This window comes from Vibrio tubiashii ATCC 19109 (assembly GCF_000772105.1).
Lineage (GTDB): Bacteria > Pseudomonadota > Gammaproteobacteria > Enterobacterales > Vibrionaceae > Vibrio > Vibrio tubiashii.
In genome coordinates, this window is the sequence record NZ_CP009356.1 from 66,229 (window position 1) to 89,831 (window position 23,603).

Consider the following 23,603-nt stretch of genomic DNA (forward strand, 5'->3'; position numbering starts at 1 on the left):
GGCTTATAGAGGCAAATGAAGTCAAGCTCTATTCGCCACCAGTGTTCTCGGATTCTATGCGGCTTCAACGATTGCGCTGGTTTGAGAACAAGACCACGGAGTATTTGTCGAGGATAGAGGCCTTGATACAACGCAACCAATCAGGCCCGAAGAGTAAAGAACTTGGGACAGTAAAACGTACCATCGAAGCGAGCTATCGGGAGATCTTACAAGCTTCTGAACGTCAGTTTCTGACATGGTTTCGGGCGATTAACCAGGACACGTTGCCCTTAGATGAGTCAGAGACGAAATATTTCATGGCCGCTTATCATGCTCAGTTACCTGTGAGTCAATTTCTCCGCAGTGAGTCAGAACGTCTGAAAGGTTATGTTTCTCAAGTACTCGAGCACGCAGGTGATGGAGTGCCTACTGTCATCATTTCGAAAGACGAGGCACTGAGTCAAGCGTGTAAGCCGCACGCTCACATTACGTGCTGTGGTCAGTTGATCGATTTTATTAAGCGTAACGATGTTCAGAGCTTGTTAAGACGATTGGACCGGGGGATCGCAACCGGTCAGCATTTTCTGGCGATATCACGTTTTCAAGCGCTCGCGGTGTCTGCAGGAAAGCGGCTGTCACATGCGCTAAAAGAGCATGTGATTGGTTTACAGATCTGCGATTTACTGATCCCCAATGATGATAACATGGCCCATATCATTGGAATGGGAGAGTGTGGGGCGGTCAAAGCGGAATTTAGCCAACCAATCTATTTTGGAGCTGGGGATATTGGCTTGGAGTTCGAGCTCGATATCGTTGTGGATGTGTCCTTTGACATATTCAAAGTGGATTATTTTAGCTTGCGCCACAAGCCGCGAATTATGGCTGAGTATGAGCATCACGTTCGGGTGAAAGATCGGTCTATCGCCAGAGTGAAAGGCGTCGCCTTGATCCCATTTTGTCTTGACTACTTGGCGGCGAGGAACAAAGGAGAGCGTTTGCCCCACCAAACTATTAAAATAAGTAGTATTGATGACGTAACGCTACGCAACTACACGCTCGCGCAAGTTGATGGTTAGAGCCGCGAAAATTATGACAAGTTGGCGTGGTTTGGCGCTTAAGTGCGTTAGCACGGTGGTATCCCTGAAAGGAAAACGATGTATGGAATCGATATTGATGAAAGCAATTGCATTGCGTGAACAAAAGCAGTACCAAGCATCACGAGATACGTTAGCAAGTCTGCTCTCAAATGAAGTGTTTGCGGCACGCGCACACCTGCATATAGCCTGGTCGTATGACAACGAAGGAAAAGAGCGAAGGGCGATTGAGCACTACCTACAAGCCCTTTCCGGTTCACTGTCCTCAGATGAGCGTTTTGATACTCTGTTTGGTTTGGCCAGTACTTACCGAAGTTTGGGGCAATATCACGAGGCGCTCGATTTTTTTGAGCAAACGCTGGTCGCTTATCCGGACGCGTTGGAAGTTCAGCCTTTCTATGCGATGTGCTTGTATAATTTGGGACGTCACAAGGAAGCGGTGTCGTTGCTGTTGAAGCTGTTACTGTCGACAACCGACAAGGCAGAGATCAAAGAGTATCAACGCGCGATTGCTTTGTACGCAAATGATCTTGATCGAACTTGGTGAGTGTGCAGGGACAGAGTGTTAAGTGTGGAAGGTGAGGGGTTTGGGACACTAATTGTGGGGGCTTTAGGACGTTTTGCGGTCGGGGGGCTCGTTCTGGGATGCATCTCTCCTTTTCTCGACAGGGTTAGGACCATACTTGGATTGATTGGGGCAATGTGTTTGTGTCATCAATGACTGAGCCATCTTAAACTCATATGCATCGCTTGGTGGGTAAACATGTGGTTATCCAAAAAATCTATCGATCAAAACGTCAATTTAGCATTGGACGAATTCTCAAAGTCCATTAAGGCGATAGAGCGCAGGTCTACAGAGGCGTTAGCGCTCGTTATTTTTGTGAATGGTTGCTATGACAGCAAACGATTTACCCATTGTCGATATAACGCTCTGCTGCACTATCCGCGAGCGAGGGATGCGGCGCGACACCTAGTGGCGTTGTGTGATTTGGATATTGATGGTTTTTGCGTGGCGATTCGAGAGGCTCACACAATACTGCGTGATTCGGATGTGGTCCGTTGTGAGTTAGTTCTAAGCTATTAACGAGGCGAACCTGACGGTCATCTCTTAATGAGGAGGGGATGAGAGAATGAGTATTGGCAGTCGTTTGGTGCGCGAACGCCCTCTTACATAGACCGTGAAGGTGCCATGGCGTAAAAGGTGAACCATATTCATTCAAGTGATCGTTCTTAGTTCGTTATTCACTCCGCATACTGCTTAGCACGTTTACAGCAAGTTGCCAGGAGTACGACAATGAACCCACTCGACTATACGTTTTATACGCTGAATGCAAAACGTTATTTGATTGAACCAAACGTTGCACACGTTGTAGGTGTGTCGCGCAAATCATATCGGTGGCCTTACGTCTTTTTCTTCGGTTTCGTCGTTGGTCTGTGGTTGCCGCTGTAGTCGCTATCTAGGAGCTCAAGAGAGCGACACTGAGTGAGGAGTGGCGGTTAGGGTAAGTAACAATAATAGAGTAGGTATCGTGCAATCCTGTTTCCTTTCATCCAGTCAATTGAAGCGTGTTAAGCAGCTCGAAAGTCAGTTTTCGGTGCAAATAGCGAGTGGTGTCAATATTTCCCAACTTGCTGAGCTATTAGTTTGTTCAGAGCGCAATGTTAGTAAGCTAATGACCTCATTACAAAAGTTGGGGGTGATAAGTTGGGTACCAGGCCGGGGCAGGGGGCATCATTCGCAGTTCACCTTGTTAAAAAGTTTTGAAGAGGCTTTGACTGAGCAACTGGAGCAACTGGCTCAGAATGGAAATCTGAATCAGGCCTATAGATTGGCAGAGCAGTTCGGTCGAGTTGGGCTGTTTCAAGAACGCATGCCCTATTGGCTTGATAGTGCTCGACAAACCTTACGTGAGCAAAATACATTGATGTATCTTGTGCCATACGATTTGCCTGAATGGCGGCCCCATTGTGCCCTGTCAACGCGTTCAATTTTGTTGATCGAGAGTGTATTTGACACACTCTTGCGGTATGACAGTAAACACCAACAAATTTACCCACATCTCGGCCATCAGTTACGATTGAGTGAGTGCCAAATTCGCGTTCGAATTCGCAACAATATTACGTTTCATAACGGTGAGCGCCTAACACCAGAATGGGTTCAAGCGAACTTTGAGATGCGACGTGATACGGTACATCCATACCAGATTCTATTTCGCCATTTGGTGCGTATCGACGTGGATGGCCAATGGGTGGTGTTTGTTTTGCGTCAAAACGATCCGGTTTTTCTTCATCTATTGGCAGACGCCCATAGCGCCATTTTTGACTTTCGTTCTGAGGTTCCGCAAGGGACGGGGGCGTATGCTGTTGAACGCCTAGAGAGTCAACATTGGAGTTTAGTGCGAAATCAGCATTACTTTGGATTGGGAGGTGAAATTGAGCGTGCGGAATTTTGGACAAATGAAGCCTTACCCGCTGGGTCGATGCATGTTACGGAATCTTACCTGACGGATGAGGAACTGGAGCAAGATCAGGAGGTCATTGAGCAGAGTGGGTGTACTGTCCTCCAGTTTCGACACCATGAGCATGCCCTATCGACCGCTGAGCGGAGCTGGGTTGTGTACCATAGCCGCGGCTTTCTGGAGCGAACCTCACGCCAAGCGGCGAACAGTGTCATGGATTGTCATCAGGATAAAGGGTTTCACTTGTTTGACCAAACTAGGTTGAAGCCTTCTAGACCTGTGGTAGTTGAAGTGAGATGCGTCCATCGAGCTGAAGTGAAGCCTCTATTGAGCGCTTTACAAGAAAAAGGGATTGAAGTGCGGATCCACGACCCTGACGAAGATGTGGCGGGTAGCGAGGTCGATATCGTCTATGATTGCTATGCGTTTGGCGATGATCTGACTTTTCAATATTACGAGTGGTTGTTGTGTGGAGACGTGTTTGCGCGCTGTTTGTCCCACCCGGCTCAGCAAAGTCTGTTGAGTTTTGTGGATACGTTAATGCAGGAAAGTGAACACAGTCAGGATTTTTTGCAAAAGCTATATCGCGCTGAAGATTGGTTGATCCAAAACTACCATTTTTGCCCCTTATGGCGCGACCATGTTGTGTATCAAAGAGCAGATAACGTGTACGGGACAGAAACTGGAAACATGGGATTGATGTCTTTAGCCAATATGTGGTTAGAGTGACCTGGGTTTTGTTACTCAGTCGACAGTGAAACGTATGGATTACGAGGTGAAAATGGAAAAAATCAATTTGTCAGAGAAGTTTCGTTTGTTTGATGAAGAATGGACACCCAAAATTGTTGGCCAATCAAATGGTCAGTTGGTGAAGATCGCGAAAGGGAGTGGCGAACTGGTTTGGCATGCCCACGAGAATGAAGATGAATTGTTCTTAGTGCTGAAAGGGCAACTGACGCTTCAATTAAGAGATGGGGATGTGGTGTTGAACGAAGGAGAGATGTTCGTGGTACCGAAGGGCGTCGAACATTGCCCTAAAGCGTTGCCAGACACTCATTTCATGATGATTGAACCTGAGTCAACTGCACATACAGGTGAAACGGAGTGTGACAGAACGGTGTCACTCGAGCATCAGTCTTGGCTCTAAGCTTTCACTGAGCAATTGACCCTTTTTCCCGCAGGGAGAGGGTTAGAACGCGGCGAGGCTGACGGTCGTGCTCAGCTCAACACACTTGACATTGAATGTTGTTCGCAGCGGCTTATATAGGCGTTAATTAAAGGGGTACGCAAAATGGACTTTCAAGTATGGCTTGGTTTTATGGCCGCATCGCTGATCTTAACGGTGACTCCAGGACCGAGCATATTTCTAGGGATCGCTCATGCGCTTCGTTTTGGGCATCGACGTGTCTTTTATACCGCATTGGGGGATATCACTGCCAATGGGATACAAATGCTTTTGGTGGCCTTAGGTTTAGGGGTAGTGATCGCCAATTCCGAGTTTGCGTTTGCAGTTATTAAAGTGTTCGGGGTCATCACTTTATGTTTTATGGGGCTTAAAATGTTGCTTGCAAGACCAACGGCCATTGAAGAGCCAGAGTCCGTTGGCGACGTTGTCTCTAATTATAAACTGTTTTGGTCAGGTTTTATGGTCGCCGCGGGCAACCCTAAAGCCATCGTTTTCTTTACGGCGTTCTTCCCTCAATTCATCGACATACATACGCCAGTTCTGCCACAACTGCTGATCATGTGTCCATCCATGGCGGTGTTGGATTTTACTCTGGTGATGCTCTATGCCTGTTTAGCCCGCCACCTGGCCTCGACAACACGACTATCATTGCTGTCTGTCACAAGAGGAAGCGGTGTCCTTCTATTAGGGGCGGCTGGCGCGCTGGCGCTAAAAAATCGGTAATCGAGTCACGAGCTTGTTGGGCATCTAGGTTTCATTGGGGGAGTGCTTACTGTCTAGTTGAAGATACCATGTTTGAATGTGGGGGCCTAGGTGGGTGAGCTTGACGTTTTCGCTGACGGTGAATAACCACCTTAATGTGCCATAAACAATGTAATCGGCATAAAGTGGCGCTTCACCACCGACAAAGGGGAGATCTTTAAGATGTTGCTCCAGCAATTGCAGTTTGTCTGTGAGCTGCGCTGTGGACGCGGATTGACAGTTTGATTGCACGTTTTCTAGCGAGTCTCCGAGCGCTTTTTCACGTGAGGCCCTGAAGTAAGCTTTGTCTCGATCCTTGAGTTTATTGAAGATATCGAAAATCGCGATACGCGCGATATCGGTGTGTAAGGTTCTTGCCCACTTCTCAAAGAATAACGCCAGCGTTTTACCTTGTTGCGAGGAGAATAGTGAGGGTGTATCAGGGTAGGCGTTTTCGAGATACTCGGCGATCTCAAATGAGCCTCCAATACGGCGATTGTGATCATCGTGAATGAAAGGAAGGGTGTGAAATAGGCCTTGTGAAGCCTCGTCTATTTCGGTAAACCCGACATCGACCGTTGTGAATGGCAGCCCTTTGTGTTGAAGCGCCATCCGGGTTCTCCAGCAATATGGACTGAAGTTTACCCCTTGTTCTCCCGCTAATTCATACAGTGTAATCATGCGCTCTCCTTCTGCATCGCTCGATTGGCATTCACGTTGTTTCTGACATTAGAGTATGTGGAGGCGGAGTTCAATCCCCTTGAAGAGGGCGAGTGTCTATCACTTTTCTCACTCGCAAAGTAGAGTAGAGAGTGCTTTGAGCCAACGTTCGCACTAAATGACATCGACGACTGGTAGGGGAGTACCGACTATCTTGTTGCTAGGGGAAAAAGGAAAAATGATTTCAATTGTTATACCGTTGGGATCGTCGAGAAAGATCTGATGTTCATTGATTTGTGGGATCACACGTTCTCGAAACGGAACTTTCTGGTGTACAAAGTGCTGCTGAGTCGAGGCTAGGTCGTGTCCTTTGAAAGAGACATGGTCGATGGCTCCTGAGCCAGATTGAGCGCCTTTATTCCCTAAATAAGCGACGAGCGCTTCGGGAATATGCCCCTCTGGCAGCGACACTAAGTGCAGTATAGGGTGTCCGTCGTCGTTGTACATCCATGCCCCTGGAAATGCAAATTGCGGGCGTGGACCACGGTGAAGCCCTATGCATTGTTCAAAAAACTGAGCGGTCATTTCTAAGTCGGAGGTTCTGATTGTAAAATGATCGATGGCCTTTATGCGCATGTGACTACCTTGTGACTGATAAGAAAACTTGTGTGCAACAATACGCGACGGGTGACGGCCAAGAGAAGGGGGGGAAATGTAAAAACAGTTTTCGTCAAAACTGAATAGTCTTAGGGTAGAGATTGTCTACTTTGGCCAAGGTTGAAAGCGCGCTTGAAATCAACCTGAATCCTGAATCGAGTGGTTTAGACGTTAGGATTGATTAGTCTAACCCCAAATCGCGAAGAACATGGGCTGATTTAGATTCTGGTTCCAAGTGTTGATAGCGTTTTGGGGTAGGTTTTAACTTTAACAAAGTGCGTTTAATCATTTTTACGATAAGCATAGTACACCTCGATATTGTATGGTTTCAGTTGGCTGACTAATTCAATATAACCTTTGATGAACTTGACGAGTTTATTAATCAATAAACCCCTTAGATTTAAGTAATATTGTTTCGAATAAGAGCGCGTTATCGTCATAATCATTAATCCTTATGGTGTTGAGTTGTGGAATTAAATCGTCATTGATGAACTCTAACGTAATGACGAACTTTGTCGGTTGAGCTAATCTAGGCAGACTTCCTATAATGGCGACATAGTTTGTAATCTGGTTGTCTTTTACTTCAACTAATTGTTCATTTTTCTGAATGTTAATATGGTGAATTTCATTGACATTGATTCCTTTAATCGAACAGCTAACAATATTAAACTGGCTGAGTTCATTTTTGGATAATGCGATAAGAAATTCATTGGTTTGTTTCCTAATAAGGATTTCTTCATGTAGTCTTAACATTATTCCCCCTCCTTGGAATGATTTATATCAATAGCCAGTAATGAAAACAACGTGACATAGTGTTACATATAGGGAACAATGATCTAACTATGATGAATAATGAACTGATAAGCTTCGCCGCTGTATGCAAGCACCTCTCGATTACCAAAGCCGCTAATGAACTTGGTAAATCAAAAGCTCATATTAGTCGTCATATCGCCGATCTGGAGGCATCGATTGGCGTGAAATTGCTCTATCGAACCACTCGTAACATTTCTCTCACCCCAAAAGGAGAGAGCCTTAAGGAAACGGCCCTTGAGTTACTCGCCAATCTAAATGAATTGAGTTACAAGACGTCGACCATGAACGATGAGATGAGTGGTAAGTTCACGATTACAATGCCGAGCTCCATTGCGGCCTCATTGTTTATCGATATCTTGAAAAAACTGAAGTGCAGTTTCCCCAACGTCTCTTTTAGAATTATTGCAACGAATAAGGTGGAAAACTTGATTGAGGGCAATATAGATATGGCGATTAGGATCGGCAGCATCCGCGATGAAAGCCTCATTGCTCACAATATTGGGACATTTAGCAACATTTTAGTCAGTTCAAAAAAGAGTCGCGGAGATACTCTGATTGTCTATGAGAAGTTCCGTCATAAAGAGACAGTCGCGAACAACTACAATGGAACTATCGAAGTGGATAATGTGCCATTGCTGATCACCTTCTTGGAGAATGGTATTGGTGTAGGCATTGTGCCAGATTACTACTTCAAGGCGAATTCAATGTGTGATGTGACGATTCTAGAGAAGTATCAAGATTGCCACAACATATACATTACCTACCCTTTTCAATCGCCTTTACCAAAGAATTTGCTAGAAATATCCGCGATCATCACCAGTGAAATGAAGAGGATTCTTCATATTCAACTCTAACGTCGCAGCCGATTTTTTTGCGCTCTAGCAGGTTGTTTTTGTAAGGTGGCTGCGTCGTGAGGCGAATACGGTACTTATGTTGTCAGGCAACGCGAGCGCCAGGTAACAGGGTACCGTATTGTGTGAATTAAAGCGCTGTTGTCGCATGGAGCGAATGATTGCGGTGTCGGTAGATCTTATAGATAGATTGGATGCCGATCGGTAGCATGGTAAAGAGACCAATAAGCATGACACTCCCATAAACGTCTTTGGAACTAAAAACTTCGCCATGCAACGTGGTGACATCAACGCTGTCTTTGAACAAGAAGCAAAGGATGTATTTCGACATGATGGTAATGTAAACGATTGAGGGCAGGTATAGGTAGCCATGGGTTGGGATCTGTTTCAAATGCACTTTATCGTTGTAGCACCATAATGTGAAAGGCAAATAAAAGGTAAAGACGCACAAAAACCAACCAAAGAAATTACTTAAAGGCACGCCAAAATACACACCACGATCGGTCCAGACCCACAAAGATTTGATGAGCGAATTCACTGGGTCCATCACGACATCCCATGAAACCATGACAAATGAGGCAACCAGGGAGATGATGATGGCTTTGCTTACCGTTGGGATCGGTTTATCAAACTGATTGAGCAGGATCATTGATATAAACCAAGAAACATAGCCCAAACTGAAATAGGTCGGCATGATTGCCAATGGCACGTCAAATATTTTGGTACCTAGCCTATCAGAATAATAGTAGTGACCGAAAGGAAATCCACTTGAAACGCTGACGCTTTCGTAGAAAACACTGACAATAAAGACTAGAAGAAAGAAATAAGACATTTTCTTTACTCCACAGTACATACTACCGTGAATGATTGCAAACGGGAGCAATATTAGTGGGGTAAATATACTCGAGATATTTATATCGGTATAACCCCGAATGAATGAATAAACAATATAAACAATGGTGATTGCAAGCAAGAATAAAGAGGTTCTATGCTTCATATGATACTCTTATTTTTCAAATTAAAAGTCATGATAGCAATTAAGCACAATGAAAGATGGTGCGAATTAATTGATATCAGTCGAGCTGTAATAATAAAGCGCAACAAAGTATCATAAAAAATTTGTTGTCTGGTCTAATCAGTATCAATTTAGAGACAACAGGGAAATATTCGAGTTGCCCAATTAGATAATATATCGAATTGGCATGTAGGTCGCGTCACTGATAAATGGGTCCGCCATTATGTTGGCCTCGATAGTGATCTGACGCTGGCAATCTGGTGAAGGGGGCATCTGTTCGAGTGAATTGCGCTAGGTATTTCTGATATAAATGAATCTTGCTTCAGAAATTTCGCTGAAGAATGTTGTTTTTCTTCACTTTTGGTTGGAGGTGTCTAGACTGTGGGTCAGTGCGCTTTCCAAGGACGCTTGGTCAGCGGCTTCAAGAAAGCCACATCGGATGATGTGGCTTTTTTATTGCTCACGAGAGATGACGGGGAACTCAACCATATGAGTGGTGTCACTGGCAGTCGCGAGTCGAACTTCATTGTTTCCATATGGAAACTCTGAATATCATTTTGAGAACTACCTCGGCATAGTCGATGTGGTTATCCTCACTGCGAATTGCCGTTGATTTACGGAAATTCAGATTTCGTTACAGTTGTGATAGGCCGTTATTTTGTGCTCTGTGGCCTGTGATGGGATCGATCCCCCGACTTCAGTTAGGCGATAAAATGTGAGAGTAATATTAAATTACCATCAAGTGATTTTATCTCAAGTCTTTGAATAATAATCAATTAATTAAAACGTGTTGTTGGATTGTATGGCTAATGTTAAGGGTGTTTTGCTATTTAGAGCCTTAGAACTAGATGGTATACAGTCATTTACTTTTTATATCAAATGGTAATATTTTATTATTGTTTTTTATAAATTGAGCGGGTATCGTACGCCCAAAAACGGGCTTCTTTCCATAAAGCTGAAGTACATGGTGCGGGGATTTTTTACCTGCAAGCCGACCTGTCTGCAGCGAAGAGCAACCGTTACCTATGGCTAGGCTTAATGACGTACTCTAGGATGGAGTCACGTGCTCCCAAGGGAGCAAATCGGCTATCGATGGCCTATCAAGGACGATCTTAGCCTTAGGTGTCGCACCTAAGAAGTTGTAGATTGACTAATTGTACGTGTATGAACTGCGAATCTTTGTGGCAGTTGTATCCTCTTGCCCGGGAACAACTGGTTAATGTGAAATCCTTGAATGGCAAAAAACTGAAAGGCACAGAGTGCCGAGTGTTAGAAGTTTTGATCGCGAATCAAGGTCAGGTTGTACCGAAAAAAGAGCTGTTTACTCAAGTTTGGGGTGATCGTATTGTCTCCGATAACAGTTTGACCCAATGTATTGCTCAGTTGCGACTAGCACTGGGTGATAATGGCAAAGAGCAAAAGTACATCAAAACCATCCCTTCGCGTGGCTACATGCTGTTTGAAAATGTCGTGCAGTTGGCAGAGCCTGAGCATCAGCAATTGCCTGAAGTTGCCGTTTGTGCGCCGGAAGAGGCAACGGTTGCGGCAACGTCCCGTGACGCAGAAGAGCATCATTATCACCAACAACTGAAAGCATTGCTGGCGCTGTTTTTCGCTGTCGTATTTTTGTTTCAGACTGCTCAGGCTGTGAATCGTTGGACATTCGGTTGGAATGTGCCGTTGGATCGTTGGATCACTGAGACACAAGATGAGAGGACGTTTAGGTTCCTCGACAACCCTGCGAGTAAAACACTCTATCATTATTTCCGTGATGAAAGCGCCCACCTCGAAGGGACGCCTGTAACCGATCTGCTGATTTCCACAGGTGTCAGTAATTATTATCTTTCCTGTGTCTACCGCTGTAAATCGACGGGAGATCAAGAAGTCAGAAACTTTACCTTTGATTTGCAGGAGAACTTTTACCTAATGGGAGGAATGGTACGCGATGTCTGTCAATAGAGTATTGCTGGTATTTTTTTCCCTAGCAGGTCTCGCTACGCTGACGAACGTAGCGCTCAAAATTGCCGATGTACCTGACTTCATGAATGGAAAAACAAGTCAACTTTTCTACAGTGGCACGCTTAATGTGACGTTAAGCGGCGATGTGTTTTTAATCGAGGATTACCACACGATTAACCATCGTTTGTTTTTCAATCAAAAGTCCCACACGAGTCGTGTGATAGAAGATGGACAACGCGGACTGTACTTTAGTTACTTTACGGATTTTTATAGTGATAATTTGGTACAGTTTACGGAGTTTTCACTACCGATAGATGCGCCTATGCCTGCGAACAACGTGATTCAGGTTGAGGCTCATGCTATGAGGCGTCTCAATAACGAAATGTTGCAGATCATTCATCACAACCGCAAAGTCCTTTGTTATACGAAGTTACTTGAGGGTGGGGTGAAATGCATCACGCGTCGAAAATAAAACCACGCCGTATTTCAAATCAGCACCGCTTTTTGCGGTGCTTTTTTTTACCTTAAATTCGACCTGTTGTTTGATTCCACCCAGGATCACTTCAGCGCCTCATCAGTGACTTCTGGCTCAAGTAAGACACGCACGATTTCCTCTTGCATGAGATCATCAAGGATAGTGCTTATTCATCAATAAAAACAATCACATAGGTGTGAATCATAAAGGTTTTGATTAGTTCACTATGGAACTAATGAGTATTTTGACACCATGTGCCTCGTTCTAAGGGTCGCTCGTTTGGATTGCTCAACATCCTGATATTAACGAGTGAACTCATCAAAGTGAATGCACTATGTGTACATAAAAGAGGTAATTATGTCAGTAACATTCTTAGGGAACCCGGTTTCTGTAAACGGTCAACTACCGCAAAAAGGGGAGCAAGCCCCAGAGTTTACTCTGTGTGACCAAACATTGGCTGATATCAGCATTGAGCGTTTTAATGGGAAAAAATTGGTGCTCAACATTTTCCCAAGTGCGGATACGCCGACGTGCGCTGATAGTATTCGATCATTCAATGAAGCGGCAAAAACCTTGGACAACACTGTCGTCTTGTGTGTCTCTGCTGATCTCCCATTTGCACTTGCTCGTTTTGTCGAGCGACACAAGTTACATCAAGTGTCTATTGCTTCGTGTTTCCGCTCGCCAGAGTTTGCTCAAAGTTACGGTGTAGCGATTGCAGACGGTGCGTTGCGCGGTCTGACTTCGCGTGCAGTGGTTGTACTCGATGAGCAGCGTCAGGTGTTGCATTCACAGTTAGTGAGTGAAATTGCTGACGAGCCAAATTATCAGCAAGCCATTGCCGCGGTAAAGGGAGAATGATCATGAAGCGCGCATTAGTGTTACTTGCCATGATCATGTCCGGTGCCGCTTACGCAGGTTACGATGTGACACAACAAACCGCGGAGTTAGGAGAGGATCAGAATGTCACGTTGGAACATTCTACGACCTTCACGCTAGGCGGCCATGCCGTCAAAGTCGGTGACCTTATTCCGGCCATGACACTGGCCAATTCAGCGTTGAAACCTGTCGAGACTCAAGGCAGTGGTAAAGTTCGAATCTACAACCTATTGGTGTCGGTTGATACGCCTGTGTGTGTGGAACAGGCCGTCGTGTTTAATACACTGGCTGAAAAACATGCTGAATACGCGGATCAGCTTGAATTCATTAATGTGAGTGCTGACACTCCGTTTGCTCAAGCGCGTTTTATCTCTGAGCAAAAGTTAAGCCAGAAGGTCGCGTTTCTTTCTGATTCATACAAGCACGAATTTGGCCAACAAACAGGCGCCCATATCGAAGAATTGGGCTTGTTATCGCGTGCCATTATCGTCGTAGGTAAAGACGACCGTATTCTGCATATCCAACGCGTTCCAGAGCTGACGCAATTGCCGGATTTGAACACCGCTGTAGCGATTGCGAAACGCCATATCTAACGGTGGCTATTTTCGGCATCGAGCGCCTTCTCTCCCGTGCTTGATGCCGCTTTTTATGTATGAGTGACAGAATAATGAACCTTTTGAAGCCACTAATAGCGGTCACGTTGATAACGCTGGCGTTTTGGCTATTTTACTCTCTACTGCCTGTGCGTTTTTCTCCTGAGCAATTGTGCCAAGAGCTCAGGCGCTTTGAATCCTCTCAACGTTTTCCTAGCCGCAATGTCTGCCACTCCAGTCACTGGCCGCGAGGGTGATTCTTCCTCACTGACCGAATCGGTTTAGTCGGGCGTCATGCCTTTTTCTTCAAGGAAAAAATACACGGATTGTATTACAGTGACAAAAAAAGCGGCTGAATGCCGCTTTAATTCGTTACTGAGTAAATCCCTCTAGGTCAATCTGCCTGCCAGGGACGAAATGACGTCTTCGGCCTCATAGTTGTAAGTCGTTTGGCAAAAGCGTGTTTCTTGCTCTAACTGAGCCAGCGCTCGTTGTTTTAAACGCAATTTATCTTGCTCATCTAACCATTTACTTTTAACGAAGAAGCATTTTAATGACAGGCTCAGATCGTCAATATGGGGGCCTTCTTGGCCTGTCAACGTCTGGTATTCTTCAAGGTCGTTTAGCGCAAGTTTTAATGACATGTCTATTCCTATGATTTCAAGAGTTGAATATGGGAGGTGTAATTGCCCCCTCAGACACCACTCTACTTAGAAGGCAGAATCATCGGTAATGAACTTGTATGAATACCTCAAAATTAAAGTAATTACTTAATTTTAAGTCTTTGAAATAAAACATTAATGATTTTAACTAATTCAAGTTTGGCATAGCCAATTGTTGAACAAGTGAGCGATAAAATGTCAGCATCTGTCCATAAGCCTCAATACTTATCCGCTCGTTGGGCCCATGTATCCGTGGGAGATCACTGTCATCAAGTGCGAGCGGCAAAAATCGATAGACTCGGCTTGTTAGTTCAATGTAATGCCGAGCGTCGGTTGCATTGATCGTCAAATAAGGGGCGACAACGGTGCGTGACGCGCCAAATACTTTTTCAGTAGTGTGCTTGAGTATCTTGAACGCGCGGTTGTTTTGTTCGGAGATAGGGGTTGCACGATTGTAAGGCGGGCGAATGTCCACTTGTATGGCAGGGTCGTCAATGATGGCTTCTATGTACTCGAGCACTTGTTTGGGCTCCGTATTAGGAAGCAAGCGAACATTGATATTGGCCGTTGCTTCAGGGGCAAGCACGTTGTCTTTCACTCCGGCATTCAACAAAGTGACAGCCATAGTCGTGCGGACCACCGCATTGGTCGCAGCACTGGCCGTCAGCTGGTCAAGCAAAAGAGGTTTAAATAGCCAAAGGTTCGCAAAGAGAAGGCGATAATTGAATGCCATGTAACCTGACGTGGCATCGAATAACTGTTGAGTAGCGCCACTGTACTCTGCCGGCATGGGATGGTCTTCTAAACGTGAAATCGCTCGAGCCAATCGCCCAGGTGTGGTTTGGGCTGGGGGCATGGATGAGTGACCCGGGATCCCTTTTGCTGTCAGGGATACATTGAGGTAGCCTTTTTCTGCTACGCCTATCAAAGCGACCGGGACAGGGACGCCGGGCACCACCTCATCAAGAACAAAGCCCCCCTCATCAAGAATCAGGGCAGGGCTAACGCCGAGGCGCGCTAATCGTTCGGCCATCGCTTTGGCACCGTGCTCACCACCCACTTCCTCATCATGACCGAAGGCAAGGTATATATCGCGCTGGGGCTTGGCACCGGATAACAAGAGGGCTTCTATGCTTTCCAAAATGGCGAGCATTGAGGCTTTATCATCCATTGTTCCTCTCCCCCAAACATAGCCATCTTTGATCGCGCCTGAGTAAGGAGGGTGGATCCAGGTCTTTCGTGTCGATATTGCGTAGGGCACGATATCTTGATGTGCGGTTAGGACAATGGGCCGCGCCTTTGGATCACTGCCGGGCCAGCGGTACAAAAGACTAAACTGATTGATGCGCTCGAGTTCTAAGTCACGATGCACCAGAGGATAGGCGCCTGCAAGCCATCGGTGAAAATCTAAGAACACGGCAGGGTCGACACGCGTGGCATTGGGATCTCGCCCATCTAAGCGTGAAACAGTAGGAAACTGTATGGCCTGACTAAGACGAGTCAACTGAGCGGCATTGGCAGGTTTTTGCTCAATGTGGGGTTGGTTAGGAAGCGCTTTCTGGTGTAACCATGTTCGGATCAGTAACGTGAATACAAGAGCCAGCAGTGCGAGAGAAACGAGAGAAACAAAAGATCGGAGTGTCATCAGTGGTCCTAAAAAGGCGGCATGGTTTGTCGGGCACTAGTTTATCCGCTGTCTTCGTATAAGCTGACCCGATGAGTGTGATTGTGCAGAATCGAACAGGTCATGTTTGGGAAACGGTCTCTCCTAAGCAGCGTCGAGCTGCTTAGGAGTCCGTTATCATCAGCCTTGATGAACGGCGAAGTTGCACGATGTTTTATTTGGCCTCTACTGCCCAAGACATCCCGTCACTTGGCGTCAAGTCAATCGTAATTGATGACGACTTTACCGATTGTGGCCCCACTTTCGAGCAGAATGTGCCCTTGTTTGAGGGTCTCTGCTGAGAAGCCATGGAGCTCTTTTGTTAAGGTCGATCGAATCCGACCCGCGTCGACCAAATTCGCAATCTGTGTAAGGATGTCCCCTTGTTTGTATAGATCAGCCGTCTTGTAGAGAGAACGTGTAAACATCAGTTCCCAAACAAATCCGACGGATTTACCTTGTAGCTTGCTTAAATCAACACCGCCCTCAAATTCGACAATCGAAGCGATTGTGCCCTGAGGGACAATGAGCTCAGCCATCGCATCCCAGTGGCCCAACGTATCTGCTGTGTTAAAGATGTAGTCTACGGTCTCAAACCCCAGAGCTTGGACGGATTCACAGAGATTCTTATGATTCGCAACATAGTCGGCCCCCATTTGTTTGACCCAATTTTCAGTCTCTGGTCGAGAAGCGGTCGCAATCACGGTGAGGTTCGTCAGTTGCTTGGCTATCTGCGTCGTGATTGATCCGACGCCACCGGCACCCCCGATGATCAGGAGCGTCTTTCGTTCTGTAGGGTCGACGCGCAAGCGGTCAAACAGTGTTTCCCAACCGGTTAATGAGGTCAGAGGCAGTGAGGCCGCTTCTGCGTCTGTCAGCCCTCTTGGCGCCAGAGCGACCAACCGAGAATCGACGGCATGGTATTGTGCGTTGGTGCCTGGGCGGGTGACATCTCCAGCATAGTAAACACGGTCACCTAGTTTAAAGTTCGTGACGTTTGCACCAACTTCCACAATTTCACCAACAGCGTCATAACCTAGAACGCGAGGTTGTTCTAGTGTGGTGTCGTTTGCCGCTCTGATGCGTATTTTCGTGTCGGCAGGATTAACGGAGACAGAAGCGATCTTAACTAACAGATCAAATTTTCCCAGTGATGGGAGGGCGGTTTCAAATTCAAAAAGACTCGATGAGGCTTCGATAGGTTGTGATTGACTGAATCCAATGGCCTTCATGGTGGTTGACATTATCTACTTTCCTTATTGTTTTCGAGGCTCGGCAACGTTGCCGTCGTCTGGTGTTATGCCAACTATACGGAGCTCAATGTCAGAGAAAAACGAGCGCAAGGCTGAAAGACTTTCAAACGTTTATTGATAATTAACACACACATATCTGTGTGGCGACACTGGCTCAAGAGCGCTGAGGGAGGTATCATCGCGGGCATCCGAAGTGAGCGAGATACAGACAAAACAGGGCGGTCAAGACCCCTCATCATGTCTTCGGATGGGACGGATTGTCAGGGAGAAAACTCGCGCAGGAGCGCGTATCAATAGGTAGTTGATTTATGGATGTGTTCTTTTTATCCCAGGTCCTTGTGGCTATAGCGATTTGTTTTGATCTGATGTCGTTTCAGTTTAAGGATAGAAAAAAGATCGTCGCGTGTTTGTTTTGTGCGGGCGTGTTGATTTCTACGCATTTTGCATTGCTCTCGGAATGGACAGCCGCGTCCCTAATGGGGGTGGCGACTTTGCGTTATTTAGTCAGTATTTTTTCGACTTCCTCTATTTTGAAATATGTGTTTTGTTCGGCGTCGGTTCTCGTCACTGGTGCTACCTTCACAGGGCTTACTAGCATCATCGGTTGTATGGGCTCCGTGCTTCAGACCCTCGCAGCATTTCAGGAGAATGATCGTCGACTAAGGGAACTGATGATAATAGGAACAGCGTTTTGGCTTCTACATAACTATTTGGTTGGTTCACCCACTGCGGTACTAATGGAAGTCTTGTTCATTTCGAGCAACCTCTTTGGCTATTACCGCTACTATTTTAAACGCGCGGGGATAGCATAATCGCACTCTGAGTATGAACATGCTCACGTTAGAAAACATTAACATGCAACGTAACTGCCCCGTCGCTAACGCGATTAAGGCCACTTCACATATGACGTTGTCAGACATTGCACACGAATATAATTACATTCAGGTGCATGGTTTATCTTGGTAGTTATAGCAGGCCAATGTCCCTATCTATAGGGATGGCGCTCTCCAAATCAGATTGTCCGGTCTCAATTTATGCTTAGTTGTCGGTGAATCAGGGGGAAACAAGGCAACCATGTTCGCGATGGTATCAATGTGATTACCACCAAGAGACTAACGACGAACCTGAATTGCCATCGCTCAACGAAGGAATAGTTAGATGTGGGTAGTGAGTCATTTTTCTGGTGAGCTCCAAACCGTGTCAATGCAGTGCTGGTCAATATTTGCGGAAACCCCGCGAGTGATCGTTCTTCACAAATGGATATGTGGTGTTGCACAGCTCTGGGATCAGCAAGCTGAAGTCAGGTGCTACTGTTTTACAAATTTATGATCGAATCAAAAGAGCGGTACTTCCGCCTTTTAGCGTCAATAAAGTTCCAAGGTTCGCCTGTTTACTATGGAGACGCCTCAAACCAATAATATGCTATAAACATATTATTTTTCAGTTAGCTACGCTTTACCTTCTTCAATCTTTATCTTCTATCTTTCCTAAAATTGCATCTATCAATATGAAACTGGTATTTATGAGAATAGTGTCATTTTTTAAGAAATACGTCTGTTACAAACATAACGGTTAGTTATTTTTTCTGATAGTTTGCACACCCAAGGTTATCAAGATGTAGCGTAATTGTAGGGTGGTATTGATGAGCAATGTTAAAACAGTGGTAATCCCTGATGATTATCAAAATGGCGCAGGGAATGTGTCTAGCTTACATGAGGACTCGTCGTGTCGAGTTATTTCAATTGGTGACGTTCACAAGGATGTTACTGCAGATGAGATACTGAGTCAGGCAGAGGCTTTGATTCTAATCAGAGAACGTACAGTCATTGACTCTGAATTCTTAAAAAGAACCCCAAAGGTCAAAGTCATTAGTCAGACTGGAAAAGTAGCCAGAAACATCGATTTGGATCTGTGTCGAGCGCACGGTATTGATGTAGTCGAAGGAAAAGGTTCGCCAATAGCCCCAGCAGAGTTAACTTGGTTACTTATTCAGAATTCCGTTAGGCAATTTGTCCCTTCTGTAAACGCTATGATGGCTGGCAAGTGGCAAGTTGCAATGGGTGACACGGTTTCAGGTAAAACGTTGGGGGTAGTCGGCTATGGGAAGATAGGGAAACGTGTAATTGAGTATGCTAAGGCGTTCGGGATGAATGTTTGTGTTTGGGGTTCTGAGCGTGCTCTCAATGAAGCAAAAGAAGATGGAATCGATGTGCCAGTATCAAGAGAGGAATTCTTTTCGTCTTGCGATGTAATTTCTCTGCACCAGCGTTTGGTTCCAGATACCCAAGGCAATATTACCTACGATGATTTATTTGCTATGAAGCCTTCCGCTGTCTTCGTTAATACAGCCCGCGCTGAACTGGTTGAGTCGGGGGCCTTAGAGCAGGCTTTGGATGATGGTCGTCCTGGTTTTGCCGCGCTGGACGTATATGAGCAGGAGCCTATCTGGACTACTGAACATCCAATGCTCAAACGAGCTAATGTTCTTTGCAGCCCCCACTTGGGTTACGTTGCCCAAAGTAGTTACGACTTATATTTCGATATCGCATTTCAAAATATTAAGCGTTATATGTCGGGTGATAGAAGTCACGTGATTAACGCTTGAATATCATAAAGGACGTTCAATGAAAGGGATAGATTGGGTTAATGGTATGCTCAGTGGCTTCTTAACCAGTGTCGAAAAGTATCCACTCGCTAAGGCAATTGTTCTAGATGAAAAAGGTTACAGTTATCAAGAGCTGCTGCAAGCTGCGGATAACATTTACCAGCACCTCTCTCGAGTAGCAATTGATTTGAAAGGGAAACGTGTCGCGATACTCGGTGGCAAAAACATAGAAACTTATTCCTCCGTAATTGCTGTTTTATTGGGTGGCGGTACATTTGTTCCTCTTAACCCAAGTTTCCCCACGCAAAGGAATCGATATATTTTTGAGGCTTCACAAGCCGATATTTTGCTGACGACATCGGCCCTAGGTGACTATATCGGAGAAATGAAGGCGAGGTTGCCATCTTTGGAATGCGTGTATGTCGATCGGATCTGTACGTCAGGTGCGAGAAGCGTTGCTGAGATATGTCAGTATAAACCTGTTGTTGGGGAGCATGAGCATGCATATATCCTCTTTACTTCGGGAAGTACAGGAAACCCAAAAGGCGTTCCGATACACCACAGAAATGTAACTGCTTTCTTAGCGCATAATCTAAAGCAGTTTCAATTTAAACCGTCAGACCGGTTCAGCCAAACGTTTGATCTGACTTTCGATCTTTCGATATTCGACTTATTTATTGCTTGGAGTGTTGGCGCGTGTGTGTATCCACTCCAACCTTGCGAGTTGTTGTCTCCTGTCGCGTTTGTTAACAAGCATCAATTGACGGTGTGGTTCTCTGTTCCTTCGGTAGTGCTAAACAGTTGTAAACTGGGTTTGCTTGAGCCAAATGCTATGCCTTCACTTCGTACGAGTCTATTTTGTGGAGAAGCTTTGTCAAAGGAAATTGTCGAGCACTGGTTGCATGCGAGTCCTAATACACGTGTGTTTAACTTATACGGTCCTACAGAATTGACAATAGCTTGTGCAGATTATGAGGTTACCGAGGCTGTTTTGGATCTATCTTACAAGGGCTTGGTGCCGATTGGGCGGGTTTACTCAAACCACACATATCTTCTATTGGATGAGCAAGGAAAAGAAGTTGACGAGGGAGAGCTTTGTATTTCAGGTCCTCAATGTTTCAGCGGCTATTTAGGTTTGCCTGAAATTAGTAATGCAAAGTTGTTTGTTGATCAGAGTTCACGCCAAACTTTTTATCGGACAGGCGATTTAGTGAAAAAAACGTCGGGACAAAATCTTGTGTTTGTTGGAAGAGTAGACCATCAAGTGAAAATTCAGGGGTATCGAATCGAACTGATGGAAGTTGAACAGCAGTTGAGAAAGCTAGGTTGTATTGATGTGGTAGCACTCCCTTACCCTTCTTATGAGAGCCCTCAACAAATAGCTGTCGCTATCCTCGGGCAGAAGGACGACGATGATGTCGCTTTGTTAAAAAAGCACTTAAGTCTGTTATTACCAAAATACATGACTCCTCACTACTATGAAACGTTTGACAATTTTCCTTTGAACTCAAATGGCAAAGTTGATCGAAATGAACTGTTAGCAAATATCAAAAAACGGAAAGACTTGATCAAATTATGAAACACGTACTACTTGTTGGTGGTTCGCGCCACTTAGCGCCAGTGCTAAAAAAGCTGGGTTGTCAAATCACTTTACTGATCCCGACAAATAAACTGAAAAGAGCATTAGAAGTTGACGTATACGATAAGGTCATTGCGCTACCGAAGGAAACGGATTATGACCATTGGTTAACGATAGTTTCTTCACTTCATCAGCTCAACCCTATAGAAAGTATCGCGTTTTTTAATGAACCGATGGAGCCGTTAGCGGCGTTTATCGCCGAAAAGCTGGCCTTGCCTGGTCACACTCGTCAAGTTATAGAACTGACCCATGACAAGAAGAAAATGCGTGCGTATTTAGCCGAGAAGGGCTTGGATGACACGCCTTCGCGCCTTATCCCGGTTAGTGATATGAGCGGCGCAGAGGAGTTCTGTAGACAAACCGGCTATCCCGTCATTGTGAAGCCGTTGAATGGAAGGGGCAGCATGGCCGTTTCGAAAGTCCTCGGGGCTAATGAGCTTGCGAGTGCAATCGAGAAAGTTAATCAATCTGGTAGTGATACCGTGCTAATGGAGCGTTTTTTAGAGGGAAATGAATGGAGTGTCGAATGTTTCAGTGAACATGGCCAGCACAAGCTGATTGCCATCACCGAAAAATTTAAAGATCTAAACAATATTGAAACGGGCCATTGCCTGCCTGCCGAATTATCCAGCGAGAAAGAAGCGGAGATCAAAGCGTTTGTCTTCCAATGTTTAGATGCAATTGGGCTAAAGAATGGCCCCAGCCATACGGAACTGTTTACTACACCTGAAGGCCCAAGGATTGTTGAAACTCATGCAAGATTGGCCGGTGATCGCATACCCGATCTTGTGAAATATCTAACTGACGTTGATTTGGAAGCTTTGTGGGTTGAACAGACGTGTGGTAAGGAAGTCTTAAGTCGTGTTCCCGAGCTTAGGTCTAGTTTACACCAGACATGCGCTTCGATTCGGTATTATACGCCTGTAATTGAGGCAATATTCAACCAAGTTAAAGGGGTTGAAACTATCGAACAGGATGAGCATGTGAAGCACGTAGAGGTACTGCAGACACCGGGGTTTAAGTTTGGCGGTATCCAGGATTCTTTTGACCGTGGAGCATCGGTTGTAGCTGTGGGTAAAACTTGCCGTGATGCTGTTGACAAAGCGCAGAAGAGTCTTGATTCCCTGGTGTGGGAATTCGAGTCATGACCTTGACACGGGATGCGAAGCTGCTGTTGTTAGCCTCTATCATTTCGAATGTAGGCAATGGAATATATACACTCGCAGTCGGAAAGTTGCTTTATGATCAAACGGGGTCTGCGTTGTCATTCGGCATCGTGATAGCGTTCGAGTATTTGATGATTTTCCTTTCAAACTTTTTGGCTGGTCCTATTGTGGACCGCTACGCCAATAGTCGTATGCTAACCCTGGTCGATGGCTGTCGAGCCGCGTTTATTTTGGCTTTGTGTTTACTGGTTCAGGACGAGTTACCCTTGGTTCTTGTGACGTTAATTAGTTTCGTCATCTTTATTGGAAAACCATTTTACCGAGCTGCTTTTTTCTCAATTGAGCCTTTGGTTGTACCAAGTGAGCAACTGGGGAAATATCATGGCTTTGCTTCGAGTGCGTTTCAGACCGGACAATTTATTGGGATCGTTTTGGCTGGCGTCCTACTAACATATTTTGACCCACTACTTTGTCTCGTGCTCAACGGTGTCTCGTTTGCATTTTCTGCTTTGATTTTCTGTTCAATAAGCCAAGTTGGCGAAACCAATTGTGAGGTTGCTCAGAGTCAACATTGGGATAATCGTTTAATTGCCGATTGGCGAGATGCGGTCAAGACATTGAATTCTGTTCCTGGTTTGACACTCACCATCTTCGCCTCAGTTGGGGACTATGTTTTACCCAGTATGATCAATGCGTTGTTAGTAGTGTTTGTTGCTCAATACTTTAACGGGGAAGCAGCTGCTCTCTCGTTGTTGGATGGAGCATTCGCCCTAGGCGCGCTGTCAGCGGGGTTGCTGGCGGGACATGTTGTTGATCGCCTGGGGCGTAGTAGATCCGCTGGAATGGGCTTGTTTGGTCAGGGGCTCGGTTTTGCAAGTATTGCGTTTATGGCCATTCCTTCCAACATAGTCGGAATGATGTTTGCCATCGGCGCGTTTAACACCATATCTTACACTTCGCTGATCACGCATTTACAACAAAACACGGATAAATCCATTCGAGGTAGGGTGAGTCTTTTTCGTAATTTGTTTGCCGTTTGTGTGGCAGGGGTGACGATCCCTTTGCTCACTTATCTTTCTCAGTCTTCGCTGTCTTGGGCGCTACTATTTGCTGCATTGGTTAGTTGTATTTTTGCTGTTATTGCCGTCTTAGCGGTCAAGAAATGGAATGTTGAATTGAGTTACCAAAGCTAACTCACATTAGTTATAAGGATATTTATAGGGTTGCATTAAGGTTGCGATGCAGTGACGTTGT

At 45.5% G+C, this 23,603-nt stretch carries 23 protein-coding genes; 16 read left to right on the top strand and 7 right to left on the bottom strand.

Annotated elements, in window-relative coordinates; translation table 11 throughout:
- Positions 1 to 122 precede the first annotated feature (122 nt).
- The 6 genes from IX91_RS23435 (at position 123) to IX91_RS23460 (ending at position 5,441) form a co-directional block, all read left to right on the top strand.
- Positions 123 to 1,055 carry a hypothetical protein gene (locus IX91_RS23435; protein WP_236643026.1) on the top strand — a complete coding sequence of 311 codons (933 nt, stop codon included), beginning with the start codon at positions 123 to 125 and terminating at the stop codon, positions 1,053 to 1,055.
- Positions 1,056 to 1,137: 82 nt separating this feature from the next.
- Positions 1,138 to 1,620: a tetratricopeptide repeat protein gene (locus IX91_RS23440; protein ID WP_004744233.1), complete on the top strand. Its 483-nt coding sequence runs from the start codon at positions 1,138 to 1,140 to the stop codon at positions 1,618 to 1,620.
- 216 nt (positions 1,621 to 1,836) lie between these two features.
- A complete protein-coding gene (locus IX91_RS23445) occupies positions 1,837 to 2,157 on the top strand; it encodes a hypothetical protein (protein ID WP_004749458.1) in 321 nt (106 codons plus the stop codon).
- A 445-nt stretch (positions 2,158 to 2,602) separates the two neighbouring features.
- The gene (locus tag IX91_RS23450; protein ID WP_004744231.1) at positions 2,603 to 4,261 is read left to right on the top strand and encodes an SgrR family transcriptional regulator; all 1,659 of its coding nucleotides are present in this window, start codon (positions 2,603 to 2,605) and stop codon (positions 4,259 to 4,261) included.
- Between the two features lie 52 nt (positions 4,262 to 4,313).
- Positions 4,314 to 4,679 carry a cupin domain-containing protein gene (locus IX91_RS23455; protein ID WP_004744230.1) on the top strand — a complete coding sequence of 122 codons (366 nt, stop codon included), beginning with the start codon at positions 4,314 to 4,316 and terminating at the stop codon, positions 4,677 to 4,679.
- 144 nt (positions 4,680 to 4,823) lie between these two features.
- A complete protein-coding gene (locus IX91_RS23460; protein ID WP_004744229.1) occupies positions 4,824 to 5,441 on the top strand; it encodes a LysE family translocator in 618 nt (205 codons plus the stop codon).
- Between the two features lie 24 nt (positions 5,442 to 5,465).
- On the opposite strand, the gene IX91_RS23465 is transcribed toward IX91_RS23460, so the two are convergent.
- From IX91_RS23465 to IX91_RS23475, 3 genes are all read right to left on the bottom strand, one after another.
- Positions 5,466 to 6,140, bottom strand: coding sequence for a glutathione S-transferase N-terminal domain-containing protein (locus tag IX91_RS23465; RefSeq protein ID WP_038197563.1), 675 nt, complete (start codon positions 6,138 to 6,140; stop codon positions 5,466 to 5,468).
- Positions 6,141 to 6,293: 153 nt separating this feature from the next.
- On the bottom strand, positions 6,294 to 6,755 hold the full coding sequence (locus tag IX91_RS23470; RefSeq protein WP_004744227.1) for a VOC family protein: 462 nt from the start codon (positions 6,753 to 6,755) through the stop codon (positions 6,294 to 6,296).
- Positions 6,756 to 7,154: 399 nt separating this feature from the next.
- Positions 7,155 to 7,529: a hypothetical protein gene (locus tag IX91_RS23475; protein WP_004744225.1), complete on the bottom strand. Its 375-nt coding sequence runs from the start codon at positions 7,527 to 7,529 to the stop codon at positions 7,155 to 7,157.
- 89 nt (positions 7,530 to 7,618) lie between these two features.
- Between IX91_RS23475 and IX91_RS23480 the strand changes: the two genes are divergently transcribed.
- Entirely contained in the window at positions 7,619 to 8,443 is an 825-nt protein-coding gene (locus IX91_RS23480; RefSeq protein WP_004744224.1) for a LysR family transcriptional regulator, read from the top strand.
- A 127-nt stretch (positions 8,444 to 8,570) separates the two neighbouring features.
- On the opposite strand, the gene IX91_RS23485 is transcribed toward IX91_RS23480, so the two are convergent.
- The gene (locus IX91_RS23485; RefSeq protein WP_004744223.1) at positions 8,571 to 9,272 is read right to left on the bottom strand and encodes a carotenoid biosynthesis protein; all 702 of its coding nucleotides are present in this window, start codon (positions 9,270 to 9,272) and stop codon (positions 8,571 to 8,573) included.
- Between the two features lie 1,347 nt (positions 9,273 to 10,619).
- On the opposite strand from IX91_RS23485, the gene IX91_RS23490 reads away from it, so the two are divergent.
- The 4 genes from IX91_RS23490 to IX91_RS23505 all read left to right on the top strand — a co-directional run bounded on the left by IX91_RS23490 (position 10,620) and on the right by IX91_RS23505 (position 13,361).
- On the top strand, positions 10,620 to 11,414 hold the full coding sequence (locus tag IX91_RS23490) for a winged helix-turn-helix domain-containing protein (RefSeq protein ID WP_038197562.1): 795 nt from the start codon (positions 10,620 to 10,622) through the stop codon (positions 11,412 to 11,414).
- Entirely contained in the window at positions 11,401 to 11,886 is a 486-nt protein-coding gene (locus IX91_RS23495) for a hypothetical protein (RefSeq protein ID WP_004744221.1), read from the top strand. The genes IX91_RS23490 and IX91_RS23495 overlap by 14 nt, the downstream gene beginning before the upstream one ends.
- Positions 11,887 to 12,243: 357 nt before the next feature.
- Positions 12,244 to 12,750 (top strand): thiol peroxidase, encoded by a 507-nt coding sequence (gene tpx, locus IX91_RS23500; RefSeq protein WP_206536185.1) that lies wholly within the window; start codon positions 12,244 to 12,246, stop codon positions 12,748 to 12,750.
- Between the two features lie 2 nt (positions 12,751 to 12,752).
- The gene (locus IX91_RS23505; protein ID WP_004749455.1) at positions 12,753 to 13,361 is read left to right on the top strand and encodes a redoxin family protein; all 609 of its coding nucleotides are present in this window, start codon (positions 12,753 to 12,755) and stop codon (positions 13,359 to 13,361) included.
- A 389-nt stretch (positions 13,362 to 13,750) separates the two neighbouring features.
- On the opposite strand, the gene IX91_RS23510 is transcribed toward IX91_RS23505, so the two are convergent.
- The 3 genes from IX91_RS23510 to IX91_RS23520 form a co-directional block, all read right to left on the bottom strand.
- On the bottom strand, positions 13,751 to 14,005 hold the full coding sequence (locus tag IX91_RS23510) for a hypothetical protein (RefSeq protein ID WP_004744218.1): 255 nt from the start codon (positions 14,003 to 14,005) through the stop codon (positions 13,751 to 13,753).
- Between the two features lie 166 nt (positions 14,006 to 14,171).
- Positions 14,172 to 15,668 (bottom strand): M20/M25/M40 family metallo-hydrolase, encoded by a 1,497-nt coding sequence (locus tag IX91_RS23515; protein ID WP_004744217.1) that lies wholly within the window; start codon positions 15,666 to 15,668, stop codon positions 14,172 to 14,174.
- A 239-nt stretch (positions 15,669 to 15,907) separates the two neighbouring features.
- A complete protein-coding gene (locus IX91_RS23520; RefSeq protein ID WP_004744215.1) occupies positions 15,908 to 16,930 on the bottom strand; it encodes a zinc-binding alcohol dehydrogenase family protein in 1,023 nt (340 codons plus the stop codon).
- A gap of 317 nt (positions 16,931 to 17,247) precedes the next feature.
- On the opposite strand from IX91_RS23520, the gene IX91_RS23525 reads away from it, so the two are divergent.
- The 5 genes from IX91_RS23525 to IX91_RS23545 all read left to right on the top strand — a co-directional run bounded on the left by IX91_RS23525 (position 17,248) and on the right by IX91_RS23545 (position 23,542).
- Complete coding sequence (locus tag IX91_RS23525) at positions 17,248 to 17,751, top strand: YgjV family protein (RefSeq protein ID WP_004744214.1); 504 nt, start codon at positions 17,248 to 17,250, stop codon at positions 17,749 to 17,751.
- Between the two features lie 830 nt (positions 17,752 to 18,581).
- A complete protein-coding gene (locus IX91_RS23530) occupies positions 18,582 to 19,544 on the top strand; it encodes a D-2-hydroxyacid dehydrogenase family protein (RefSeq protein WP_004744211.1) in 963 nt (320 codons plus the stop codon).
- A gap of 19 nt (positions 19,545 to 19,563) precedes the next feature.
- Entirely contained in the window at positions 19,564 to 21,123 is a 1,560-nt protein-coding gene (locus IX91_RS23535) for an amino acid adenylation domain-containing protein (protein ID WP_004744210.1), read from the top strand.
- Positions 21,120 to 22,331, top strand: coding sequence for an ATP-grasp domain-containing protein (locus IX91_RS23540; protein WP_004744209.1), 1,212 nt, complete (start codon positions 21,120 to 21,122; stop codon positions 22,329 to 22,331). Before IX91_RS23535 ends, IX91_RS23540 begins: the two co-directional genes overlap by 4 nt.
- Positions 22,328 to 23,542 carry an MFS transporter gene (locus IX91_RS23545; RefSeq protein ID WP_004744208.1) on the top strand — a complete coding sequence of 405 codons (1,215 nt, stop codon included), beginning with the start codon at positions 22,328 to 22,330 and terminating at the stop codon, positions 23,540 to 23,542. Before IX91_RS23540 ends, IX91_RS23545 begins: the two co-directional genes overlap by 4 nt.
- Positions 23,543 to 23,603 lie beyond the last annotated feature (61 nt).

Excerpts from the sequence above, each read along its gene's own strand:
- IX91_RS23470 (WP_004744227.1), bottom strand. The coding sequence starts at position 6,755 with ATGCGCATAAAGGCCATCGATCATTTTACAATCAGAACCTCCGACTTA.
- IX91_RS23455 (WP_004744230.1), top strand. The coding sequence starts at position 4,314 with ATGGAAAAAATCAATTTGTCAGAGAAGTTTCGTTTGTTTGATGAAGAA.
- IX91_RS23485 (WP_004744223.1), bottom strand. The coding sequence starts at position 9,272 with ATGTCTTATTTCTTTCTTCTAGTCTTTATTGTCAGTGTTTTCTACGAA.
- IX91_RS23495 (WP_004744221.1), top strand. The coding sequence starts at position 11,401 with ATGTCTGTCAATAGAGTATTGCTGGTATTTTTTTCCCTAGCAGGTCTC.
- IX91_RS23515 (WP_004744217.1), bottom strand. The coding sequence starts at position 15,668 with ATGACACTCCGATCTTTTGTTTCTCTCGTTTCTCTCGCACTGCTGGCT.
- IX91_RS23480 (WP_004744224.1), top strand. The coding sequence starts at position 7,619 with ATGATGAATAATGAACTGATAAGCTTCGCCGCTGTATGCAAGCACCTC.
- IX91_RS23445 (WP_004749458.1), top strand. The coding sequence starts at position 1,837 with ATGTGGTTATCCAAAAAATCTATCGATCAAAACGTCAATTTAGCATTG.
- IX91_RS23530 (WP_004744211.1), top strand. The coding sequence starts at position 18,582 with ATGAGCAATGTTAAAACAGTGGTAATCCCTGATGATTATCAAAATGGC.
- IX91_RS23490 (WP_038197562.1), top strand. The coding sequence starts at position 10,620 with ATGAACTGCGAATCTTTGTGGCAGTTGTATCCTCTTGCCCGGGAACAA.
- IX91_RS23540 (WP_004744209.1), top strand. The coding sequence starts at position 21,120 with ATGAAACACGTACTACTTGTTGGTGGTTCGCGCCACTTAGCGCCAGTG.
- IX91_RS23510 (WP_004744218.1), bottom strand. The coding sequence starts at position 14,005 with ATGTCATTAAAACTTGCGCTAAACGACCTTGAAGAATACCAGACGTTG.
- IX91_RS23440 (WP_004744233.1), top strand. The coding sequence starts at position 1,138 with ATGGAATCGATATTGATGAAAGCAATTGCATTGCGTGAACAAAAGCAG.
- IX91_RS23545 (WP_004744208.1), top strand. The coding sequence starts at position 22,328 with ATGACCTTGACACGGGATGCGAAGCTGCTGTTGTTAGCCTCTATCATT.
- IX91_RS23505 (WP_004749455.1), top strand. The coding sequence starts at position 12,753 with ATGAAGCGCGCATTAGTGTTACTTGCCATGATCATGTCCGGTGCCGCT.
- IX91_RS23525 (WP_004744214.1), top strand. The coding sequence starts at position 17,248 with ATGGATGTGTTCTTTTTATCCCAGGTCCTTGTGGCTATAGCGATTTGT.
- IX91_RS23460 (WP_004744229.1), top strand. The coding sequence starts at position 4,824 with ATGGACTTTCAAGTATGGCTTGGTTTTATGGCCGCATCGCTGATCTTA.
- IX91_RS23475 (WP_004744225.1), bottom strand. The coding sequence starts at position 7,529 with ATGTTAAGACTACATGAAGAAATCCTTATTAGGAAACAAACCAATGAA.
- IX91_RS23535 (WP_004744210.1), top strand. The coding sequence starts at position 19,564 with ATGAAAGGGATAGATTGGGTTAATGGTATGCTCAGTGGCTTCTTAACC.
- IX91_RS23520 (WP_004744215.1), bottom strand. The coding sequence starts at position 16,930 with ATGTCAACCACCATGAAGGCCATTGGATTCAGTCAATCACAACCTATC.
- IX91_RS23465 (WP_038197563.1), bottom strand. The coding sequence starts at position 6,140 with ATGATTACACTGTATGAATTAGCGGGAGAACAAGGGGTAAACTTCAGT.